Annotated in this window: 16 protein-coding genes and 1 tRNA gene; 5 read left to right on the top strand and 12 right to left on the bottom strand. The window is 66.1% G+C overall.

Features of this window, described 5'->3' with window-relative positions; genetic code table 11:
* Positions 1–30: 30 nt before the first annotated feature.
* Positions 31–2,010, top strand: a complete 1,980-nt coding sequence (locus ACFPAH_RS00090; RefSeq protein WP_379738761.1) for a monovalent cation:proton antiporter-2 (CPA2) family protein — start codon at positions 31–33, stop codon at positions 2,008–2,010.
* A 43-nt stretch (positions 2,011–2,053) separates the two neighbouring features.
* Here ACFPAH_RS00090 and ACFPAH_RS00085 read toward each other — a convergent pair whose 3' ends face one another.
* From ACFPAH_RS00085 to ACFPAH_RS00065, 5 genes are all read right to left on the bottom strand, one after another.
* The gene (locus tag ACFPAH_RS00085; protein WP_379738758.1) at positions 2,054–3,172 is read right to left on the bottom strand and encodes a sensor domain-containing diguanylate cyclase; all 1,119 of its coding nucleotides are present in this window, start codon (positions 3,170–3,172) and stop codon (positions 2,054–2,056) included.
* A gap of 88 nt (positions 3,173–3,260) precedes the next feature.
* A complete protein-coding gene (locus ACFPAH_RS00080) occupies positions 3,261–4,103 on the bottom strand; it encodes an MOSC domain-containing protein (protein ID WP_379738755.1) in 843 nt (280 codons plus the stop codon).
* 124 nt (positions 4,104–4,227) lie between these two features.
* Positions 4,228–6,210, bottom strand: coding sequence for a PhoX family protein (locus ACFPAH_RS00075; RefSeq protein WP_379738753.1), 1,983 nt, complete (start codon positions 6,208–6,210; stop codon positions 4,228–4,230).
* A 191-nt stretch (positions 6,211–6,401) separates the two neighbouring features.
* Positions 6,402–7,493, bottom strand: a complete 1,092-nt coding sequence (ychF, locus tag ACFPAH_RS00070) for a redox-regulated ATPase YchF (protein ID WP_379738750.1) — start codon at positions 7,491–7,493, stop codon at positions 6,402–6,404.
* Positions 7,494–7,619: 126 nt separating this feature from the next.
* Positions 7,620–8,717: a patatin-like phospholipase family protein gene (locus ACFPAH_RS00065; RefSeq protein WP_379738746.1), complete on the bottom strand. Its 1,098-nt coding sequence runs from the start codon at positions 8,715–8,717 to the stop codon at positions 7,620–7,622.
* Positions 8,718–8,979: 262 nt separating this feature from the next.
* On the opposite strand from ACFPAH_RS00065, the gene ACFPAH_RS00060 reads away from it, so the two are divergent.
* The gene (locus tag ACFPAH_RS00060) at positions 8,980–10,656 is read left to right on the top strand and encodes a methyl-accepting chemotaxis protein (protein ID WP_379738743.1); all 1,677 of its coding nucleotides are present in this window, start codon (positions 8,980–8,982) and stop codon (positions 10,654–10,656) included.
* Between the two features lie 30 nt (positions 10,657–10,686).
* On the opposite strand, the gene pth is transcribed toward ACFPAH_RS00060, so the two are convergent.
* The 7 genes from pth to ACFPAH_RS00025 all read right to left on the bottom strand — a co-directional run bounded on the left by pth (position 10,687) and on the right by ACFPAH_RS00025 (position 16,848).
* Positions 10,687–11,271: an aminoacyl-tRNA hydrolase gene (pth, locus tag ACFPAH_RS00055; RefSeq protein WP_379738740.1), complete on the bottom strand. Its 585-nt coding sequence runs from the start codon at positions 11,269–11,271 to the stop codon at positions 10,687–10,689.
* Positions 11,272–11,385: 114 nt separating this feature from the next.
* Positions 11,386–11,970 carry a 50S ribosomal protein L25/general stress protein Ctc gene (locus tag ACFPAH_RS00050; RefSeq protein WP_379738737.1) on the bottom strand — a complete coding sequence of 195 codons (585 nt, stop codon included), beginning with the start codon at positions 11,968–11,970 and terminating at the stop codon, positions 11,386–11,388.
* A 189-nt stretch (positions 11,971–12,159) separates the two neighbouring features.
* The gene (locus ACFPAH_RS00045; protein ID WP_379738734.1) at positions 12,160–13,110 is read right to left on the bottom strand and encodes a ribose-phosphate pyrophosphokinase; all 951 of its coding nucleotides are present in this window, start codon (positions 13,108–13,110) and stop codon (positions 12,160–12,162) included.
* A 149-nt stretch (positions 13,111–13,259) separates the two neighbouring features.
* A tRNA-Gln gene (locus tag ACFPAH_RS00040) sits at positions 13,260–13,336 on the bottom strand.
* A 69-nt stretch (positions 13,337–13,405) separates the two neighbouring features.
* A complete protein-coding gene (gene ispE / locus ACFPAH_RS00035) occupies positions 13,406–14,287 on the bottom strand; it encodes a 4-(cytidine 5'-diphospho)-2-C-methyl-D-erythritol kinase (protein WP_379738731.1) in 882 nt (293 codons plus the stop codon).
* 2 nt (positions 14,288–14,289) lie between these two features.
* Entirely contained in the window at positions 14,290–14,895 is a 606-nt protein-coding gene (locus tag ACFPAH_RS00030) for an outer membrane lipoprotein LolB (protein ID WP_379738728.1), read from the bottom strand.
* Positions 14,896–15,087: 192 nt separating this feature from the next.
* Positions 15,088–16,848 carry a tetratricopeptide repeat protein gene (locus ACFPAH_RS00025; RefSeq protein WP_379738725.1) on the bottom strand — a complete coding sequence of 587 codons (1,761 nt, stop codon included), beginning with the start codon at positions 16,846–16,848 and terminating at the stop codon, positions 15,088–15,090.
* A 151-nt stretch (positions 16,849–16,999) separates the two neighbouring features.
* On the opposite strand from ACFPAH_RS00025, the gene mutM reads away from it, so the two are divergent.
* Genes mutM through mutY form a run of 3 tightly spaced genes read left to right on the top strand, consistent with a single transcriptional unit; the run spans position 17,000 to position 20,904 of the window.
* Positions 17,000–17,845 (top strand): bifunctional DNA-formamidopyrimidine glycosylase/DNA-(apurinic or apyrimidinic site) lyase, encoded by an 846-nt coding sequence (gene mutM, locus ACFPAH_RS00020; RefSeq protein WP_379738722.1) that lies wholly within the window; start codon positions 17,000–17,002, stop codon positions 17,843–17,845.
* Between the two features lie 24 nt (positions 17,846–17,869).
* Complete coding sequence (locus tag ACFPAH_RS00015; RefSeq protein WP_379738719.1) at positions 17,870–19,789, top strand: dynamin family protein; 1,920 nt, start codon at positions 17,870–17,872, stop codon at positions 19,787–19,789.
* Positions 19,786–20,904, top strand: a complete 1,119-nt coding sequence (mutY, locus tag ACFPAH_RS00010) for an A/G-specific adenine glycosylase (RefSeq protein ID WP_379738715.1) — start codon at positions 19,786–19,788, stop codon at positions 20,902–20,904. Before ACFPAH_RS00015 ends, mutY begins: the two co-directional genes overlap by 4 nt.
* Positions 20,905–20,994 lie beyond the last annotated feature (90 nt).

Raw genomic sequence — 20,994 nt, 5'->3', positions numbered from 1 at the left:
CAACAACGCGCTTCCAATTTTCCCTACTGCATGGCATCCGGCCTCGAACTGACCCTCCTCCTGCTCGGCAGCGCCGTGCTCGGCGTCGTCGTGTTCCGCTCGCTGCATTTGCCGCCGATGCTGGGCTATCTCGCGGTCGGCGTCCTGATCGGGCCGCACGCGCTCGGGCTGGCGTCCGAAACCGCATCGACCCACGCGCTGGCCGAATTCGGCGTCGTCTTCCTGATGTTCTCGATCGGCCTCGAATTCTCGCTGGCCCAGTTGCGCGCGATGCGCCGCATCGTATTCGGCCTCGGGCTGGCGCAGGTGGTGCTGACCATCCTGGCCGCCATGCTCGGCACCCTGCTGTTCTCGCTGTGGCTGCCGCGCCTGGGCGTGAGCTGGCAGGCGGCGTTTGCGCTCGGCGGCGCGCTGGCCATGTCCTCGACCGCGATCGTGGTGAAGCTGCTGACCGAACGGCTGGAGCTGGAAAGCGAACATGGACGGCGCATCATCGGCATCCTGCTGTTCCAGGACCTGGCCGTGGTGCCGCTCCTGATCATGATTCCGGCATTGGCGAAAAATCCGGACAACCTGGCGCCGACCCTGGCCTGGGCCGCGGTCAAGGCGGCGGCGGTGCTGGCCCTGCTGCTGTTCTTCGGCCAGAAGCTGATGCGCAGCTGGTTCACGCTGGTCGCCAAGCGCCGCTCGCAGGAACTGTTCATGCTCAACCTGCTGCTGGTGACCCTGGGTGCGGCCTGGATCACCGAGCGCGCCGGGCTGTCGCTGGCGCTGGGCGCTTTTGTCGCCGGCATGCTGATTTCCGAAACCCAGTTCAAGCACCAGGTCGAGGAAGACATCAAACCCTTCCGCGACGTGCTGCTCGGCCTGTTCTTCATCTCGATCGGCATGCTGCTCAACCTGCGCCTGGTCCTCGAGCACTGGTGGCTGGTGCTCCTATTGCTCGTTATTCCAGTCGTGCTGAAATTCGCCCTGATCGCCGCGCTGGCGAAAGCCTTCGGCTCGTCGGATGGCGTCGCGATGCGCACCGGCCTGGCCCTGGCGCAGGCCGGCGAATTCGGCTTCGTGTTGTTGAACATGGCCTCGGGTTCGAAACTGATCGACCCCTTCCTGATCCAGCTGGTGCTGGCCTCGATGGTGCTGTCGATGCTGGCCGCGCCCTTCGTCATCGCCAAGTCCGACCGCATCGTGATGAAGATCGCGGCCAACGAATGGATGATGCAGTCGCTCCAGCTGACGCAGATCGCGAGCCGCACGATGGCCGCGCAAAAGCACGTGATCCTGGCCGGCTTCGGGCGCAGCGGCCAGAGCGTGGCCACCCTGCTCTCGGACGAAAAGCTGCCCTGGTATGCGCTCGACCTCGATCCCGAGCGGGTGCAGGAAGCGCAGGCGGCCGGCTCGCACGTCTCGTATGGCGACGCCGGGCGGCGCGAGTCGCTCATTGCCGCCGGCATCAACCGGGCCAGTGCGCTGGTGATTACGTTTGCCGACACGCGCGCGGCGCTGAAGGTGCTGCACCTGGTGCACGAGCTGGCGCCTTCGCTGCCGGTGATCGTGCGCAGCCACGACGACAGCGACCTCGATCTCCTCCGCCAGGCCGGCGCGACCGAGGTGGTGCCGGAAGCACTCGAGAGCTCGCTCATGCTCGCCTCGCACGCGCTGGTGGTGGTCGGCGTGCCGCTGCGGCGCGTGGTGCACCGCGTGCAGAGCGCGCGCGACGAACGCTACGCCTCGCTGCGCGGCTACTTCCACGGCGCCAGCGACATCACCGACGACCCGGAGCACATGTACGTGCGCCTGCATTCGGTGGTCCTGAACCAGGAGGCGCAGGCCGTCGGGCGCCGCATCGGCGAGCTCGGCCTGGAAGAGCTGGGTGCCGAGGTGAGCGGCATCCGGCGCGCCCGCGCGCGCATCGAGCCGGAGCTCGACACGGTGCTGGCGGCCGGCGATGTCGTGGTGTTGCGCGGGTCGGCGGACGCGGTGACGCAGGCGGAGGGCCGGTTGTTGTAAATGAAATAATATTTCGCGCAAGGCCCGCGCGTGAAATATTATTTCACCCCGCCTTCACCACCCGGTTCCGCCCCGCTTCCTTTGCCTGGTACAAGGCGGCGTCGGCCAGCGCCACCAGCTGCTGCGCCATCTCCTCGATCGGCAGCTCGCCCGCCTCGCCGCCGAGCGCCGCCACCCCGACCGACACCGACACGTTCATCCCCTGCCCGCCGGCCAGGTCGACCGGCCTGCCGGCCACGCCGGCGCGGATGCGCTCGGCCACCATGGCGGCCGCCGTCAGGTCGGCATTGATCAAGAGGACCACGAATTCCTCGCCGCCGAAACGGGCCAGCGCGTCCGAGACACGCAGCTCCATCTTGATGCGCGCGGCCACCTCGCGCAGCACGTCGTCGCCGGCCTGGTGGCCGACCCGGTCGTTGACGGCCTTGAAGTGGTCGACGTCGATGAACATGACGGCGATGCTGTAGTCCTGGCGCCGGGCGCGCGCCACTTCCTCGACCAGGCGGCGGTCGATGTAGCGCCGGTTGTAGACGCCGGTCAGCGAGTCGGTCAGCCCCATGTACTTGAGCATCTCGTTGCTGATCACGTTTTCCAGGCAGATGGCGATGATCGAGGCCATGTGCTCGACGAAATCGGTGCCCAGGGCTGCCGTAAACCGCTGCAAGTCGGTGCTGCCCAGGTTCAGGCTGCCGATCAGGCGCTTGTTGCGCAGCAGCGGCACCAGCGCCACGCTTTGCAGCCCGCCTGGGGGATGGGGAAAGGCGGCGTGATGCTCGGCGCGCGTGTAGGGCCCGAGGCGCGGCCGCGGGCGGCCATCCTGGCCATCGGCGAAGCCGAGTTCGATGGCGTGCTCGCAAAACAGCAGGTCGGGCAGCGCCTCGAAATCGACGCCGAGCTTGTGCATCACGGTATAGATGTCGGCATCCGGGTCGACCAGCGACAGGGTGACGGCGTCGAGCTCGGAAATGATGGGCAGCAGCCGGAAGATCGTGCCGACCAGTTCCGCAAAAGTGGCGGCGCCGACGATCTCGAGGTCGAAGGCCTGGTGGCGGCACATGATCTCGTGATTGCGCCTGGCCTGTTCCATGACATAGGCCATCTGCGCGCGCAGTGCGTCATTTTCGGCAGTCAGGTCGCGCCGTGTGGCATCCGGCTCGTGCATGAGCATTCCTTTTAGCAATACCCGTTACATTACGCGATCCTTCGGTCCTTGGATACGAATTCCGCTGCCGCGGCCCGCAAGCGCTGCCTTAAAACGACAGCCCGACCTCGAGCGCCTGGCCGACCCGCAGCGTCCCGCCGGCGCCTTCGCTCACGATGCAGTTCATGCCGACGCAGACGGCGCCATCGAGGACCGCCTTGGTGCGCCAGGATTGCAGGATGTCGAGCGGGTCGGGGCCGGGAATGCCGGTCGCCTGGTCGATCGCCGGGATCGGGCAGCGCGCGCAGGGTTTGACGGGTTTCACCACGACGGCGCCGGCGCGCAGCGACTCGGTGTAATCCTCCTCGAAAGGATCGGTGCCGGCGACGACCAGGTTCGGACGGAAGCGGTCCATCGGCAGCGCCGCGCGGCCGGCGGCCAGCATGCGCCCGTTGATCTCGTCGAGGGCCGATTGTCCGATCAGCAGCAGCGGATAAGCGTCGGCAAAGCGCGCGCTCGACGGCGCGCCATGCGTCCATTTGGTGCTGGTCGGACGGACCAGTTCGGGCCGGAAGCGCACCAGCCGGCAGGTGGTAGCGAGCGCCTGGCCGAACCAGCCGGCAGCGGCATCGCCGCAATCGATCGCATCGACCGTATCGTCCCAGATCTGCACGCGCAGCGTGGCTCCTAGCTGCTGCGCCAGCGGCAGGCGCAGCGCCGGCATGCCGGGTGCGCTGACCACGAGCGATTCGCCCTCGACCCGCGGCACGATGGTCGCCATGCGCGGATATTCGCGCTGGGTCAGGAACTGGCCCTCGTGCGTCACCAGCATCCATTCGCGGTCGTGGATGCCGTGCGCCGACAGGCCGGAGACGGTGGCGACGGCTTCCTCGAGCGCAAGACCGGCGCAGGATTTGATCGGGTAGAGGATGAGTTGGGAGATGGTGGCCATTGCTGCGTGCTTGCGGATCAAGGGCCGACAGTATCGCACGGGACGCATGGGACGCATGGGCGCCAGCGTTGAGACGGCGTGGGCTCGAGAGCCCACGCCGTCTCACCATCAAAGACCACGCACCTTACAGCTTCGCCAGCTTCATCTGGCTCAATTCCGCCGTCAGGTAACCCACCGCCGCCCCGAACTTGTCCTTGTAGTTGGCCCGCACCAGCGGATCGAGCGTCCCCTTCACGGCACCGTGGATGCCGCCCCAGTCGCCCGCGTGCTGGAAGTTGCTCATGATGTAGGTCCAGCCATTGAGCTCGTCGACCGCATGCAGGCCGGTCGATTCGCCGCCGGCCGGAATCGACATCACGCGCGACAGCACCCGGGTGTCGACGTTATACGCCCACAGGAAGTTGTTGACGTGCTGGCCGCTGTCCTCGCCGATGAACAGGGTGCGCATCTTTTCCGAGAACTTCAGGTTGTCGGGATTGCCGATACGATTCGGATTGGCCGTGTTGCCGAGGGCGTCGGCGGCGATGTCTTCTCCGGTCAGCAATGCCTTCAGGTCGACCGGCATCCATTCGCTGGCAATCGCCGCCCCGAGCGTGTCCTTCTGCCCGCCGCGCAGGTTGAGTGCCATCACCGCGCCGGCGTTGAGCGCCTTCGGGATCGCCACCCCGCTCTCCGGCACGTTCAGCGCATGTCCCGCCACCATCGCGCTCTGGCAGTTCTGCAGCGCCGAATAGGCGACCTTGTCGCGCGCGTTGACGGTAGTACCTTCCATCTTGGTAAAGCCCATCGAAGCGCCCACCAGGCCGGCGTAGCGGTGGGTCTCGAGGAAGGCGGCCGCCTTCTCCATGCCCGGCATCAGCTTGATCCATTCGATGGCGCCGTTCGACGCGACCTTCTTGTACGAGGCGTCCTGCGGATCGCTGCTGCGCACGTCCATGATGTCGGTCGGTTTCAGGGTGGCGGCGAGCTGGCGGATCTCGTCGCTGGTGGCCGAACCGAGCCTGATCCAGGTCAGCGGCGCGCCGGCCGCCTGGGTGTCGAGCGAGAAGCCGGCGCCGACCTTGGCCACGTACAGCGTGCCGGACGACAGGTCCTTGGCCTTGTCGGCGATGAACACGAAATAGCCGCTGTTGGTGGCATCGTCGCCCATCAGCACGGTGCGCTCGTCCGGCATTACCTGCACCAGTTCGTGCGAGATGCGGCCCATGCAGTAGTGCTTCTTGATCGAAGCCGTGCCGTCCGGCTTGACGGTCACTTCCGGCATGTGGCCGTAGTTATAGGGATTGGCGGCGGTCTCGCTGCCGTACAGGTTGCGGCTGAAGGCCATGAATTGCGGGTCGGTGGCGGCGGTAAACGCGTTCGGTTCGTACTCCTCGCTCGACAGGTGGGTGCCCCAGGGAGAGAGGCTGGCACCGCAGGTGATCCACAAGCCCTCGACGCTGGAGGTGTCGACGTTGTGGTATTTCACCAGGGTCAGCTTGCCGGTGGCCTGGTCCTGGTCCAGGGTCAGCACGCCGATCGGCGATGGCAGGCGGCCGTACATGCCGGTCTTGCCGTCCTGGGCATAGGTCGCGTATTCGAACTGGACGACGGCGAACACGGGCTTGCCTTTGACGCCGGGCACGTTCGCGTTCGGCACGCTGAGCAGCGAGGTGCCGTCCGGCGCGTCCGAGAAGAACTGGCGCTCGCGTCCGGGCACGGTGGTATCGATGATCGGCTGGTTGCGGATGTTGTAGTAGCCGCCGGCAAGCAGGGTGCCGCCGCTGCCGTTCGGGACCATGTCGCCGGTGACAAAAAACGGTTGATACGCCAGCTTGAAATCGAGCTTGGACGTGTCGCTGAAGTTGACCGTCATGGTCGAGCCGACGCTGGTAGTCGCCATCGCGGCGGGGTTGGCCAGGGTCGGTGCGGCCATCGAACTGAAGCTGACGGTGCCGAGGGTGGCGACCGGGTTGCCCGGTGCCGGCGCCGGCTGGGCAGCGCCGTCGTTATCGCCGCCGCAGGCGGTCAACAGCGAAGCGCCGGCGACACTGGCCAGCGGCAGCATCGGGATGCCACCCAACATGCGCAGCAGGCGGCGGCGGGACAGTTCGGGATTCGTGGTCATGCGGTTTCTCTCCAGGGTTGCGTGATTGCCGGCGGCGGGGGCCGCGTCCATGGAAGAGCAGGATAGTTGGCGCTTGTGTCACGTTGATGACAGGGCGCCGCGGTAAGCGGACGAAAAAAAGCCCCGGCAGCACAAGGCACCCGGGGCTTTCGTCGCGCATCGGAATCCACGGGATTCCGACCGCATGCCGGTTAGACGTTGAACAGGAAGTTCAACACATCCCCATCCTTGACCACATATTCCTTGCCCTCGGCGCGCATCTTGCCCGCTTCCTTGGCGCCGGACTCACCCTTGTAGGTGATGTAATCGTCGTAGGAAATCGTCTGGGCGCGAATGAAGCCGCGTTCGAAGTCGGTGTGGATCACGCCGGCTGCCTGCGGGGCGGTGGCGCCGACCTTCACGGTCCAGGCGCGTACTTCCTTGACGCCGGCGGTGAAATAGGTCTGCAGGCCGAGCAGTCTATAGGCGGCGCGGATCAGGCGGTCCAGGCCCGGCTCTTCCATGCCCATGTCGGACAGGAAGGCGGCTTTGTCGGCGTCGTCGAGGTCGGCGATTTCGGACTCGATCGCGGCACTGATGGCCACGATCGGGGCGTTCTGCTTCTTCGCGAACTCGGTCAGCTGGTCCAGCAGCGGGTTGTCGGTGAAACCGGTGTCCGAGACGTTGGCGACGTACATCGCCGGCTTGGCCGTGATCAGGTGCAGTTCGCGGATCAGGGCCATCTCGTCGGCGTCCAGGCCCATGGTGCGCACCGGCTGGCCTTCGTTCAGGTGCGGCAGCATGCGCTCGCACAGCGCCACCAGCTTGGCCGCGTCCTTGTCGCCCGAGCGCGCTTTTTTATTTTCGCGGTGGATCGCCTTCTCGACGGCGCCGAGGTCGGCCAGGGCCAGTTCGGTCTGGATCACTTCGATGTCGTCGATCGGGCTGACCTTACCGGCGACGTGGATCACGTTGTCGTCCTCGAAGCAGCGCACCACGTTGACGATGGCGTCGGTTTCGCGGATGTGCGACAGGAACTGGTTGCCCAGGCCCTCGCCCTTCGAGGCGCCCGCTACCAGGCCGGCGATGTCGACGAATTCGACGATGGCCGGCACCACGCGCTCCGGCTTGACGATGTCGGCCAGCGCCTGCATGCGCGGATCCGGCACCTCGACCACGCCGACGTTCGGCTCGATCGTGCAGAACGGGTAGTTCTCGGCCGGGATGCCGGCCTTGGTCAGCGCGTTGAACAGAGTGGACTTGCCGACGTTAGGCAGGCCGACGATGCCGCATTGGAGACTCATGGGAATTCTTTCTTTCGATGATGGTGGAGCCAGCTAGCGCGGCCCGAAACCCCACATTGTAACCGCGGACGCGCCACCATGCCGCAAAAACAGGCGCATCCGGCGCGTCCGCCTGCCGGCGCGGCGCTAGATGGCGCGCAGGCGCGACAGGTCGGGCCGCTCGACAAACGCGGCCAGCTCGTCGCGCAGGCGCGCGCCCTGCCCCATCGCCTGGGTCCAGGCCTTGATACGCGCGTCATGGTCGAGCCCGTAGTACTTGAAATCGCTGCGGTCTGGCAGCTTGGCGCGCGGCAGGGTTTTGATGAATTCCTTCGAGGGCGCCACGATCAGCACATTGTCGAGCCAGCCGCGGTTCGGGCCGCGCGCGCAGCGGCGCCAGGGCATGGCCTTGTCGAGCCAGCCGGGCACGATGTGTTCGTTGAAGTGGGGATAGAACACGATCGCCTCCGGCTCTTCCCGCTCCAGGCGGGCGTAGGGCAGCGCCAGGTGGTAATCGATGATGCCGCCGTCCCAGTAGTGACCCGGCGGCGCGCCCTCGATGTTGGTAACGGGCGGCATGATCAGCGGCAGCGTACCCGAGGCGAGCAGGCTGGCGGCGAGGTTGGTGCGGGTCAGCTGAGCGAAGTGGGTGGCGAAGCCGTCGAAGCCCTGCTTCAGCCAGGCGGCCTGTGCACGCCCGTCGGCCAGCACGACGCGCTCGAGCAGCTGGCCCAGGCGCGCGCGCGAGGCGCAGTTGGTCAATGCGGCGGCGGCAAAGCCGCGCATCTCGGCGCGGCGGTGGGTGGGTGCCGCCAGCGCGCCCTTGCCGCGCACGGCCAGCAAGTGCAGGCGGTGCTGCGGGTGGCTCAGGATATCGTCTTCATGGCTTGTCACGAACTCGTGCAGCAGGCCGCGCACCACCTCGTTGATCTGGGCGGGACTCGGTTTGGTGTTGGTATAGCGCTGGCCGGCATACAAAGCCCCCAATCGCTCGAACGCGCGCACCGGGTCGCGCTGGCAGGCGGCGGCCATGCGCCAGGCGCCGATCGAGGAACCGACCAGGGTACGCTCGCGCGGGCTGGACGGCAGCCAGTCGCCGAACAGGTACTGGTCGAGCTTCTGGAAGATCAGCCCCTTGGGGCCGCCGGCGGCGGCGGGAATCACGGCAACGTCCTGCGCGCGCAGGCCATGCGCGCGGATCTGGGCCAGCGCGCGCGGCCCGGCGTGGAAGGTGAGAGCACTCATGGGCGAAATTATCGCAGGACGGCCGGGCTTGCGCCGCAGGCCGACGAAAACGGGCGCTGCCCGGCCCCCTTCCGGCCCCTCGTCCCATGTTTGATTGCTCTTTCCAGGCACACACCATCGATAAATTCATCAAATAATTTGATCAACCTGTGGTTTTTTAGCGATTATTTAACGATTTCCTTACTGTTGAGGCGTATAGTTGTCCCAATTCAAGATTGCTGCAGAGCAATTACGATTTCCAAAACTTTCACCTCTCAATAAAATGAAAAACATCAAAATCGGTCAACGTCTCGGCCTCGGCTTTGGCGCACTGGTCGCGCTCATGCTGGTACTGCTCCTTGTCGGACTCGGCGCGTTGTCGAACATGGCGGCATCCGTGGACAAGATCGTCAACGAAAACAACGTCAAGATCGATGCGGTCGCAGCGCTGCGCGATTCCCAAAAGCAGATTGCGATCGGCGTGCGCGACCTGACGATGGTGACCGGCCAGGACGAGATGGCGGCTGCCGATGCCACGATCGCCAAGGCATCGCAGGCCTACACTGCGGCCGCGGCCACGCTCGACAAACTGATCCAGTCGGAACAAGGCAAGAAGCTGCTGGGCGCCGTGCGCGCCAACCAGGCCGAGACACAGCCTTTGCTGGACAAGCTGATGGAGCATGGCCGTGCCAACCAGATGGAAGCGGCGTTGCGTTTTCTGGTGGACCGGGTCGTGCCTGCGAGTACCCGCTGGGATGCGTCGATCGCGACCCTGGCCACCTTCCAGGCGACGCTGAACGATAAAGAGAAGGAGAACGCAGCGGCCACCTATGAGGCGGCGTATCGGCTCTCGCTCGGCATCGGCATCGCCTCGCTGATCCTGGCCGGCATCGTTGCCTGGCTCGTCACGCGGTCGATCACGCGTCCCTTGAACGAAGCGGTGGCCGTCGCCCAGACGGTGGCCTCGGGTGACCTGTCGCGCACCATCGTCGTCCACTCGGCGGACGAAACCGGGCAGCTGCTCGGCGCGCTGCGCGACATGAACGCCAGCCTGCGCAAGATCGTCGGCGAAGTCCGGACCGGCACGGAAACGATGGCGACGGCCTCCAGCGAGATCGCCAGCGGCAACCTGGACCTCTCGTCGCGCACGGAACAGCAGGCCGGCACGCTCGAAGAGACCGCCTCTTCGATGGAAGAGCTCACGACCACGGTCAAGCAGAATGCGGAGAATGCGCGCATGGCCAATTCGCTGGCCAGCAATGCCACCGAGGTCGCGCTGGAAGGCGGCGCCGTGGTGGCGCGCGTGATCGACACGATGAACTCGATCGATGCCTCGTCAAAACGCATCGTCGACATCATCGGTGTCATCGACGGCATTGCATTCCAGACCAACATCCTCGCGCTGAATGCAGCGGTCGAAGCGGCGCGCGCCGGCGAACAGGGGCGCGGTTTCGCGGTCGTGGCGACGGAGGTGCGTAACCTGGCACACCGCTCGGCCAGCGCCGCCAAGGAAATCAAGGACCTGATCGGCGACTCGGTCGAGAAGGTCGGCATCGGCAGCAAGCTGGTCACCGAAGCGGGAACGACGATCGAGCGCGTGGTCCACAGCGTGCGCCAGGTGAACGACATCATGGGCGAGATCTCGACCGCCAGCGCCGAGCAGGAACAGGGCATCGAGCAGATCAACCACGCCATCGGCGAAATGGACACGGTCACCCAGCAGAACGCGGCCCTGGTCGAAGAGGCGGCAGCGGCGGCCCAGTCGCTGCAGGACCAGTCCCAAGAACTCGTCCAACTCGTCAGTGTGTTCAAGCTGGGACGCGAGGAAATGGCGCCCGCCCTGCCAGCCGCAGCGAAGGCGGCGGTGGCGCGCCCTGCGCAGCGGGCGGCCGTCCAACGGCCGCTGGTTTACGTGCAGCAGCCGAAAGCGCGCCAGGACGAGGAGTGGGAAACCTTCTGAAGCCGCGGGCAAGCGCCCCCGGGCGCGGCCTCAGGCGGTATGCAGCTGCATCGTCGCCACATCGAGCTTACCCTCGACGACCAGCGGGATGATGCGCAGCGCCTTGTCGATCGACTCCTCGATCAGGCTTTGTTCTTCGCGGCGCGGGCGGTGCAGCACGAAATCGGCCACGCCCTGCTGCAGGTTCAGGCTGCGCGGGTGGCCGATGCCCAGGCGCAGGCGCCAGTAGTCCTGGGTGCCGAGGGCCGAGGTGATGTCCTTCAGGCCGTTGTGCCCGCCCGAGGAGCCGCCCTTTTTCAGCTTGGCGACGCCCGGCAGCAGGTCGAGCTCGTCGTGCACGACCAGCACTTGGTCGGGAGTAATCTTATAAAAGCGCGCCAGCGCGCCGACCGACTGGCCGGAGCGGTTCATGAAAGTCTGCGGCTCGAGCAGCCAGACTTCGTTGCCGGCGATCGAGGTCTTGGCCATCAGCGCATTGAAGCGCGATTCGCGCTGCAGGCGGCAGCCGGGCAGGCTGTTGGCAAGGTTGTCGACCAGCCAGAAGCCGGCATTGTGGCGGGTTTGTTCGTATTCTGGGCCAGGGTTGCCGAGGCCGACGATGAGGCGGATGGACATAGCGGTCGCGTCAGGAAAAACAGGATTATCGCTTAAATAAGAAAAAAACCCGCCGGCTCGCGCACGACGGGTTTTTCGATTCGGCTACCGCGCTTGCGGCAGCTGAACGATTACTTACTCAGCAGCGGCTTCAGCCGAAGCGGCGCCGCGTGGGATCGTCGAGGTCACGACGGTCAGGTTCTGCTGGCTGACGGCGGTCACGCCGGCTGGCAGTTTCAGGTCGCCGGTGTGGATCGATTGGCCGGCTTCCAGGTTGCCCAGGTCGACTTCGATGAACTCAGGCAGCTGGCCTGGCAGGCACGACACGTCCAGTTCGTTCAGCACGTGCGAGATGACTGCGCTGCTCAGCTTGACGGCTGGCGAGGTCTCGGCGTTGACGAAGTGCAGAGGCACCTTGGCGTGGATCGGCTGCGATGCATCGACGCGCTGGAAGTCAGCGTGCAGGACCAGTTGCTTGTATGCGTGCATCTGGAAGTCGCGCAGCAGGACTTGCTGGGTCTGGCCTTCGACTTCGAGGTCGAGCACGGAACCGTGGAATGCTTCTTTCTTGAGCGCGTGGAACAGGGCGTTGCCGTCCAGGGCGATCAGTTGTGGGGCAGCGGTGCCGCCGTAGATGATGCCTGGGGTCTGGCCAGCCTTGCGCAGGCGGCGGCTCGCTCCGGTGCCCTGCAGGGTGCGGTTGAATGCAACTACTTTCATGTGAAACTCCATAAGTTTGGGCGCGCATGCAGGGAAACCCCTGCCCGACTCCCGGTTGTGCCGGCCCCCGCGACCAGGGGCTGACGTGACTGAGCGCCAACTGCGCACTCAAGAAAATCCAAATCTATTGACAGTACAACGGCGCGCCGGGCTGAAAGCCGGGCGCGCCGCGTTTTAACAGCGATTTTTTCAGTCGACGAACAGCGACATGACCGAGTCGCCCTTCACGATACGCTTGAACGTTTCGGCCAGCAGCGGAGCACAGGTCAGCTGGCGGATCTTGCTGCAGGCCTTGCCGGCTTCGCTCAGCGGAATGGTGTCGGTGACGACCAGCTCGTCGAGCGGCGAATTCGAAATGCGCTCGATTGCCGGACCCGACAGGACCGGGTGCGTGCAGTAGGCAACGACTTTCTTGGCGCCGCGCTCTTTCAGGACTTCGGCGGCCTTGCACAGCGTGCCGGCGGTGTCGACCATGTCATCCATGATGACGCAGTTGCGGCCTTCGACTTCGCCGATGATGTTCATGACTTCCGACACGTTCGCCTTCGGGCGGCGCTTGTCGATGATCGCCAGGTCGCAGCCGAGGCGCTTGGCCAGGGCACGGGCGCGCACCACGCCGCCGACGTCCGGCGACACGACCAGCAGGTCGTCGTAGTTGCGCTTTTGCAGGTCGCCCAGCAGCAACGGCGAGGCATAGATATTGTCGACCGGGATGTCGAAGAAGCCCTGGATCTGGTCGGCGTGCAGGTCCATGATCAGGACGCGCTCGACGCCGGCTTCTTCCAGCATGTTGGCGACGACTTTGGCCGAAATGGCGACGCGCGCCGAACGCGGACGGCGGTCCTGGCGGGCGTAACCAAAGTAAGGGATGGCGGCGGTGATGCGACCGGCCGATGCGCGCTTGAGGGCGTCGACCATCAGCATGATTTCCATCAGGCTGTCGTTGGTCGGAGCACAGGTCGACTGAAGAACGAAGACGTCTTTACCACGAACGTTCTCGTTGATTTCGACCATGACTTCGCCGTCGGAGAACTTCGAGACCACGGCTTTACCGAGAGGAATGCCGAGGCTTTTTGCGACCCCTTCTGCTAGCGCCGGATTAGCGTTGCCGGTAAAAACCATCAGGTTTTCGTAAGCCATGGGAGTCCCAGAGATGATGAATGTTGATTCTTGAAAAACAATCAGCCGGCTATACCGGCTGATTATGCGCTCAAAGACAGGCCACGGGAGCGGTCACTGCCTGATTTATCCGCTGGACGCGTTCGCATCGACAGGCCAGATAAAACGAATGGCAGGGGAACAAGGATTCGAACCTTGGTATGCCGGAATCAAAATCCGGTGCCTTAACCAGCTTGGCGATTCCCCTACGCAACTTACAGCTTACCGCATCATTTAACTACTTATCGTCAAACGCTGCGACAGGCAAAATTTTATTCTACAACTCATTGTTTTGCAAGAGCGATTTCAGCGGATGTCGCTGCAACGACCGGGCTTTCCACGCTCGCCAGTTGCCGGGAACCTGCCCCAACACCCGATCCGCTTGTGCCTCGTCGGTCACCGCGCAAAACACGCATGCTCCCGAACCAGTCATCCTCGCTGCGCCGTATTGCCCCAGCCACTCGACCGCTTGTGCTACCGGCGGGAATAAACGGGACGCTACTGCTTGCAAATCATTTTTCCCGAACTCACTTAACTTATGTGCTGCAGGAAAGTCCGCTATTCTAACGGGCTTCGTGTCGCGCGTCAAATCCTCTGCGGTAAAAATTGCAGGGGTCGGCACGGACACCCCCGGCTCGACCACGACATACCAGCAATCGGGACCCTCGACCGGCTGCACCGCCTCCCCTACCCCTTCGACGAAGGCGGTCTGTCCATAAATGAAAAACGGGATGTCGGCGCCCAGCGGCAAGCCGATTTCCATCAGCTCGGCATCAAGAAAGCCGGCCTGCCACAGGTAGTTCGCTGCCATCAATGCCGTGGCGGCGTCCGACGAACCGCCGCCGAGCCCGCCACCCATCGGCAGGATTTTTTCTACCGCAACGTCGATGCCGGGCGCCGCCCGGCCGTGGCGCGCGCGATAGGCGTCGGCCAGGCGCCCCAGTGCCCGCACGATCAGGTCGCTCTCTTCGGGCACGCCCGGGACCTCGGTGGTGCGCCGGATCAGGCCGTCGCTGCGCAGGTCGAAGTGCAGCAGGTCGCCGCGCTCGATCAATTGAAACACGCTTTGCAGCAGGTGGTAGCCGTCGGCGCGGCGGCCGACGACGTGCAGGAACAGGTTCAGTTTGGCCGGGGCCGGGCAATCGTGCAGCGAGCTCATGGTCAGGCGGCCGGGTTGATCACGATGTCGATCGCCAGTTCCTCGGTGGTGGCGGTGGCGCTGCGTTCGGCGCGGATCACGCGCGGCATCGCCGTGCCCGCCTGCGCATCCTGCCAGGAGACGAAGCGCAGGCGCCAGCCGTCGGCGGTGAAGACCTCGTTCTGGGCGGGCGAGGCGGCGAAGCGCTTGCCGGAGGCATCGGTGGCATAACCCTGCAGCCAGTCGCGCAGGCCCGACACCGGCAGCGACCAGCCCAGCGCCTGCGCGCTCAGGGTGTCGATGTCCTTTGCCGTGCGCGGCGCCGCGTTGGCCTGGGTCAGCGTCGCCTGCTCCGGCGTCACCTTGATGGTGGCCATGGTCTGGCCCGTGGGCGAGGCCAGCGTCACGTCTATGCTGCCCGGCTGTTGCGACCATTCGAAGTTGCCGGCGACAAAACCGGGCTGGTTGTCCTTCTGGTATTTCACCTGCAAACGCCCGGAGAGCTCGATGGTGTCGCGGTAGGCGCCGGCGCTGACGCCGGGCGGGTGATTGGTGGTGGCGCAGCCGGCCAGCACGGCGGCCAGCGCGCACAGGGACAAACGGCGGGTAATCGATTGGAGTCGCGGCATGGATGAGGGAATAAGTTGAAAAAGAAAAGGAAAGCGCGGCGCAAGCATCTGCGGCGGCCTTAAAGCGCCTGACAAAAGCGCTAGGGCAAGGCGCGGCGCCGCAGCGGCGGACCGCGAAGACAGTACGCGGGTACGGCGAGGCGCTGCAACGCGGCCATGGCGCTTTTGTCAGGCGCTTTCCTCATCATTATTTCACAGGGACAGGCGCAGGCGCGCCAGCGTGCTGCGCAGGGTGTCGTTCTCGGGGTCCTTGGCGTGCGCTTCGCGCCACAGGTTCTGGGCGTCGGCCTGCTTGCCCTTCTGCCACAGCACTTCGCCCAGGTGCACCGCGATTTCCGGATCGCGGCGCAGGCTGTAGGCGCGGCGCAGGTGGGCTTCGGCGGCATCGAGGTTGCCGAGGCGGTACTCGACCCAGCCCATGCTGTCCATGATGAAGGGGTCTTGCGGCGCCATCGCCAGCGCCTTTTCGATCAGGGCGCGCGCCTCGTCCAGGCGCAGGTTGCGCTCGGCCAGCGAATAGCCGAGGGCATTGTAGGCATGGTGGTTGTCGGGCGCCAGGCGCATCACCTCGCGCAGCGTCGTTTCCATGACCTCGAAGCGGCCGTTTTTTTCCGCCAGCAGCGCGTAGTCGTAGAGCAGGTCGGGATTGGCCGGGAAGCGCTTGGCGGCCGCCTGCATCAGGCTGAATGCCTGCTCGGCCTGGCCGGCGTCGCGCAGCACCTGCGCCTCGGTCGCCGCCACCTGCGCCTGGGCCGCCGGCTCGGCCGGCTTCAGGGAGGCCAGCAGGCGGCGCGCGGCCGGCACGTCGCCCCCCTTGCCGAGCAACTGGGCACGGCGCAACTGGGCGCCGAAGGCGGTCTTGTCGTCGCCCTCGGGCAGCTTGTCGAGCCAGTCGACGGCCGCCTTCAGGTCGCCGCGCTCCTCGGCCAGCTGCGACAGGATCAGGAGCGCCCTGGATGGATCGCGCTCGTCGTTCGGGTTGCGTCCCAACACCTCGACGAAACGGGTGAAGTAGCGCTCCGCCCCGGCCGCGTCGTTCATCTGGGTCGACAGCACGCCCAGCGCGTACAGCGTGGTGACGTTGTCCGGCTGCTGCTTGTCGAGCAGCATGAACTCGGCGCGGGCCTCCTCGAAGCGCTTGTCGTTGACCAGCATGCGCGCGTGCGCCGCGCGGACCTCGCGCGCGTTCGGATGGGCGGCAATGAAATTTGTCAGGATGGCGCGCACCTGCGCTTCGTCCTCGCTCGCCTGGGCCAGCGTCAGCACGGCGATCTCGGAAGCCGGCTGCAGCGCCAGCGCGGCGCGCGCCTCGCGCACGGCCGCGGCCTTGTCGCCCTTCCCCAGCGCCGCCTGCGCCAGCACCACGTGGCCCTCGACCGTGTTGCGGTAGGGCGTCACCAGCCGCTCGAGCATGGCGCCGGCGGCCTCCTTGTCCTTGGCGCGCGCCAGCAGTTGCTGGACCTGGTAGAGCATGATGCCGCGCATGTTGGCCGGCGCGGCGTCGAGGCGCTTGCGGAAGATGGCTTCCGCATCCGAGATATTGTCGGACAGGATCACCATCCCCAGATAGTACTGGTCGGCTTCCTCCGACTGCGGGTCGAGCTCGCGCCACTTGCGCACGGCGGCCAGCGTGTCCTCGGACTGGCGGGCGGCGAGCGCCATTTCGGCGGCGCGCCGTGCCAGGCGCGGGTCGCGCGTCTGCTGCGCCAGGCTCAGCATGGTGAGATAGGGGCCTTGCCAGTCGCCATTACGGAACGCGAATTCGGCGCGCAGCAGCTGGTTCAGCAAGGTGCTCGTCAGTTCGACTTTCGGCAGGCGCGCACGTTCCGCATCGGCGCTCGCCTTTTCCGCCGCCTGTGCCGCCGCCTCGAGGGCCTCGGGCGTGGCCGCAGCCGGGTCAAGGGCAGCCGGCGTCGTCTTCGCCTGACCTGCCGACTGCGGTTGTGGCGCCACAGCACACGCCGACAGCGCGGCGGAGAGAGTTACAATGACGAAAGCGTTTTTCAAGGCAAATCCATGTGTGGAATGATGTTCGATTCTACGCCCAAGCCCCGAGGCGTGTGGCCCCCGCAACACGAATGTACAAGAATTTTGTCAAATCTTCATGCCTGAACTCCCCGAAGTAGAAGTGACCCGGCGTGGGGTCGCACCGCACCTGGAAGGCCGCGTGGTCGAACAGGTCGTGTTTCGCCGCGAGGGACTGCGCTGGCCCTTCCCTGCGCATATTGCCGAGGCCTTGGTGGGCCAGCGCATCCTGCACGTCGGGCGACGCGGCAAATACCTGCTGATCGGCTTCGCGGCCGGCACCCTGATCGTCCACCTCGGCATGTCGGGCCACCTGCGCGTGCTGCCGCCCGGCGTCGAACCGAAGAAACACGATCACTTCGACCTGGTCGTGACGGACGCCGGAGTGCGCCAGGGCTTGCGTCAAGTGCTGCGGCTGCACGACCCGCGCCGCTTCGGCGCCGTGCTCTGGCACCCGCACGACGACGGCGACCTCGACCAGCACGTGCTGCTGCGCGCGCTGGGGGTCGAGCCGCTCGAGGACGCGTTCTCGGCCGAGCTGCTGTTCAAGGCCACCCGCAAGCGCAGCGCGCCGATCAAGCAGGTGCTGCTGGCCGGCGACATCGTGGTCGGGGTCGGCAACATCTACGCCTGCGAGAGCCTGTTCCACGCCGGGATCAGCCCGAAGACGCCGGCCTCGCGCATCAGCCGCGCGCGCTACGAAAAGCTGGCCGCCGCCATCCGCACCGTCCTGGCGGACGCCATCGTGCAAGGCGGCAGTACCCTGCGTGACTTTATTGCCGTAAATGGCCAGTCAGGATATTTCCAGCAGACATATTTCGTCTATGATCGTGCTGGAGTGCCCTGCCGCAACTGTGGCGCGCCGGTGCGCCAGATCAAGCAGGGGCAGCGGTCGACGTTTTATTGCGCGACCTGCCAGCGGTAAGTAGGTTTTCCAACAGGCAGACATATGCACGACATCGAAGAATACGGCGCCTGGCGCGCCGCGATCGGAACCCGGCTGGAAGACTACCGCGCCGCGCTGGCGGGCTTCGACCTGGCGGACGCGGCAACGCAGCAGCGGACGGCGCAGGCAGCGGCACGCTTGCGCGACGACCGTCTGTCGATCGCCTTCGTCGCCGAATTCTCGCGCGGCAAATCCGAGCTGATCAATGCGATCTTCTTCGCCGACTATGGCCAGCGCATCCTGCCCTCCTCGGCCGGCCGCACCACGATGTGCCCGACCGAGCTGCTGTACGACCCGGCCTGGGCGCCCTGCATCCGCCTGCTGCCGATCGAGACCCGGGCCCAGAACCTGTCCACCAGCGACTTCCGCGAGGACCAGGCCAGCTGGACCGTGCTGCCGCTCGACCTGGACGCGCCCGAACGCATGCAGGAGGTGTTCCGCCAGGTCAGCATGACGCGCCGCGCCAGCCTCGACGAAGCCCAGCGCTACGGCCTGTACGACCCGCAAGACCCGGCCCTGCAGGATGCGGTGGGGCCCGACGGCCTGGTCGAGATTTCGCTGTGGCGCCACGCCATCATCAACCTGCCCCATCCGCTCCTGAAACAGGGCCTGGTGATCCTCGACACGCCCGGCCTGAACGCGATCGGCACCGAACCGGAACTGACGCTGAACCTGATCCCGAACGCCCACGCGGTGCTGTTCGTACTCAGCGCCGACACCGGCGTCACGCGCAGCGACATCGAGGTCTGGCGCACCCACATCGGGGCCGGCCCGGGACGCATCGTCGTGCTCAACAAGATCGACGCGATGTGGGACAGCCTGCGCCCGGACGCCGAGAACGATGCCGAGATCGCGCGCCAGCAGCATGGCGTGGCGCAGCAGCTCGGCCTCGATCCGGGACAGGTGTATCCGGTGTCGGCGCACAAGGCGCTGGTCGGCCGCATCCAGGGCGACATGGCCCTGTTCGAGCGCAGCCGCCTGGGCGCGCTGGAAGCGGCGCTGATGCATGGCCTGATCCCGCAGAAGCGCGCGATCCTCGCCGGCCAGCTGCGCGAGGACCTGGCGGGAATCGAGACCGCCCACCATGCCGCGCTGGGAGCGCGTTCGCGCGGCCTGGTCGAACAACTCCATGAACTGAAAAGCCTGCGCGGCAAGAACCAGACCGTGCTGGCGCACATGATGCGCCGCATCGAAGCCGAGCGGAAGGATTTCGATGCCGGCCTGCTGCGCCTGCAGGATGCGCGCGCGCGCTTCGCCACCTTGTCCAGCAGCCTGTACTCGACGCTCGGCACCGACGCCGTGGCGCGCCAGGCCGACGCCGTGCGGGTGGCGATGCAGGGCGTGCGCTTCGCCACCGGCATGCGGGTGCCGGTGCGCGCCTTCTTCGACGCCGCCCGTGCCAGCCTCGATGCCGCCGCCAGCCAGGTGCTCGAAATCGGCGCGATGACGGAGGCGATGATGCGCGGTTTCGCCACCGAACACGGCTTGACGATGTCGCCTACCGTTCCCCTTTCGCTGGCGCGCTACCGCGACGAGATCGACGCCATCGAGGCGCTCTACGCGCGCCAGTTCGGCACCGCGACGCTCCTGATGACGAGCCGCGCCACCCTGCTCGAGCGCTTCTTCGATTCGATCGCGTCGAGCGTGCGGCGCAGCTTCCGCGCGGCCAACGCCGAGGTCGAAGCCTGGCTGAAAGTGATCATGGCGCCGCTCGAGAGCCAGATCCGCCAGCACAAGGAACAGCTGCGCCACCGCCTCGCCTCGATCCAGCGCATCCACGACGCGACCGACAGCCTGGAGCAGAAGATCGCCGCCTTCGAGGCGAGCCAGGAAGCGCTTGAACACCAGCGCCGGCAACTGGCGGCGCTGGCCGATGCCGTCAAGGCGCGCCTGGATGCGCCGGCGCTGCGGGAGGCCGCGTGAAGCGCTTGACGGAATTCGGACCAAGCGAATTCGACGACCTGGCCGACCCGACTTTTTCCCAGGCCGTCATCGGCTGGCAGCGCGCCCACGGCCGCCACACGCTGCCCTGGCAGAACACGCGCGACGCCTACCGCGTCTGGCTGTCGGAAATCATGCTGCAGCAGACCCAGGTGGCCGCGGTGCTCGGCTATTACGCGCGCTTCCTGGAACGCTTCCCGACCGTGCAGGACCTGGCCGGCGCGCCGGTCGAGGACGTAATGGCCTATTGGAGTGGCCTCGGCTACTACACCCGCGCGCGCAACCTGCACGCCTGCGCCCGGCGCGTGGTGCAGGAATACGGCGGCGTGTTCCCGGCCGACCCGGCGCTGCTGGCCGACCTGCCCGGCATCGGCCGCTCGACGGCCGCCGCGATCACCGCCTTCTCGAACGGCACCCGCGCCGCCATCCTCGACGGCAACGTCAAGCGCGTGTTCGCGCGGGTCTTCGGCGTCGAGGGCTATCCGGGAGAAAAGCGCATCGAGGAAGCCTTGTGGCGGCGTGCCGACGCGCTGCTGCCGGAAGACGGCATCGAAGCCTACACGCAAGGCCTGATGGACCTCGGCGCCACCTTGTGCACGCGCTCGCGTCCCGACTGCGGCCGCTGCCCGCTGCAGGCGCGCTGCGTGGCCTACGCCACCGGCCGCACGGCCGAGCTGCCGGTGCGCAAACCGAAAAAAACGTCGCCCGAAAAGCGCGCCGACCTGCTGGTGGTGCTGCACGACGGCCAGGTCCTGCTCGAGCAGCGACCGGGCAGCGGCATCTGGGGCGGTTTGCTGTCGCTGCCGGAAGTCGACGGCCATGTCGGCATCGGCGAAGACCGCGATGGGGATGGCGCACTCTCGGCGGCCTTGGCCCGGCTCGGGACGGTCGAGGAGGTGCAGGCGCTCCTGCCGCTGGTGCACGTGTTCACGCACTACAAGCTGCATATCTATCCGCACAGGGTGAGCCTGGCGGTGCGCGGCGCGACGCCGGAGCGGCACGTCTGGGTCCCCTTGTCGTCCATCGGTGACGCCGCGCTGCCGGCGCCGGTCAAAAAATTGTTGTTGGATCTGGCGCGGCCGAGTTTGTTTGCCTGATTCGGTAGGGTGGGCACTCTGTTCAGCACAGGGACATAGGTAACACCTGGCTAGGGACATAGGTAACACATGTGGTTTCATTCTAGCCGG

The sequence above is a fragment of the Massilia sp. GCM10023247 genome (assembly GCF_042653325.1).
Lineage (GTDB): Bacteria > Pseudomonadota > Gammaproteobacteria > Burkholderiales > Burkholderiaceae_D > Telluria.
This window is presented reverse-complemented; position numbering and strand designations above follow the sequence as displayed.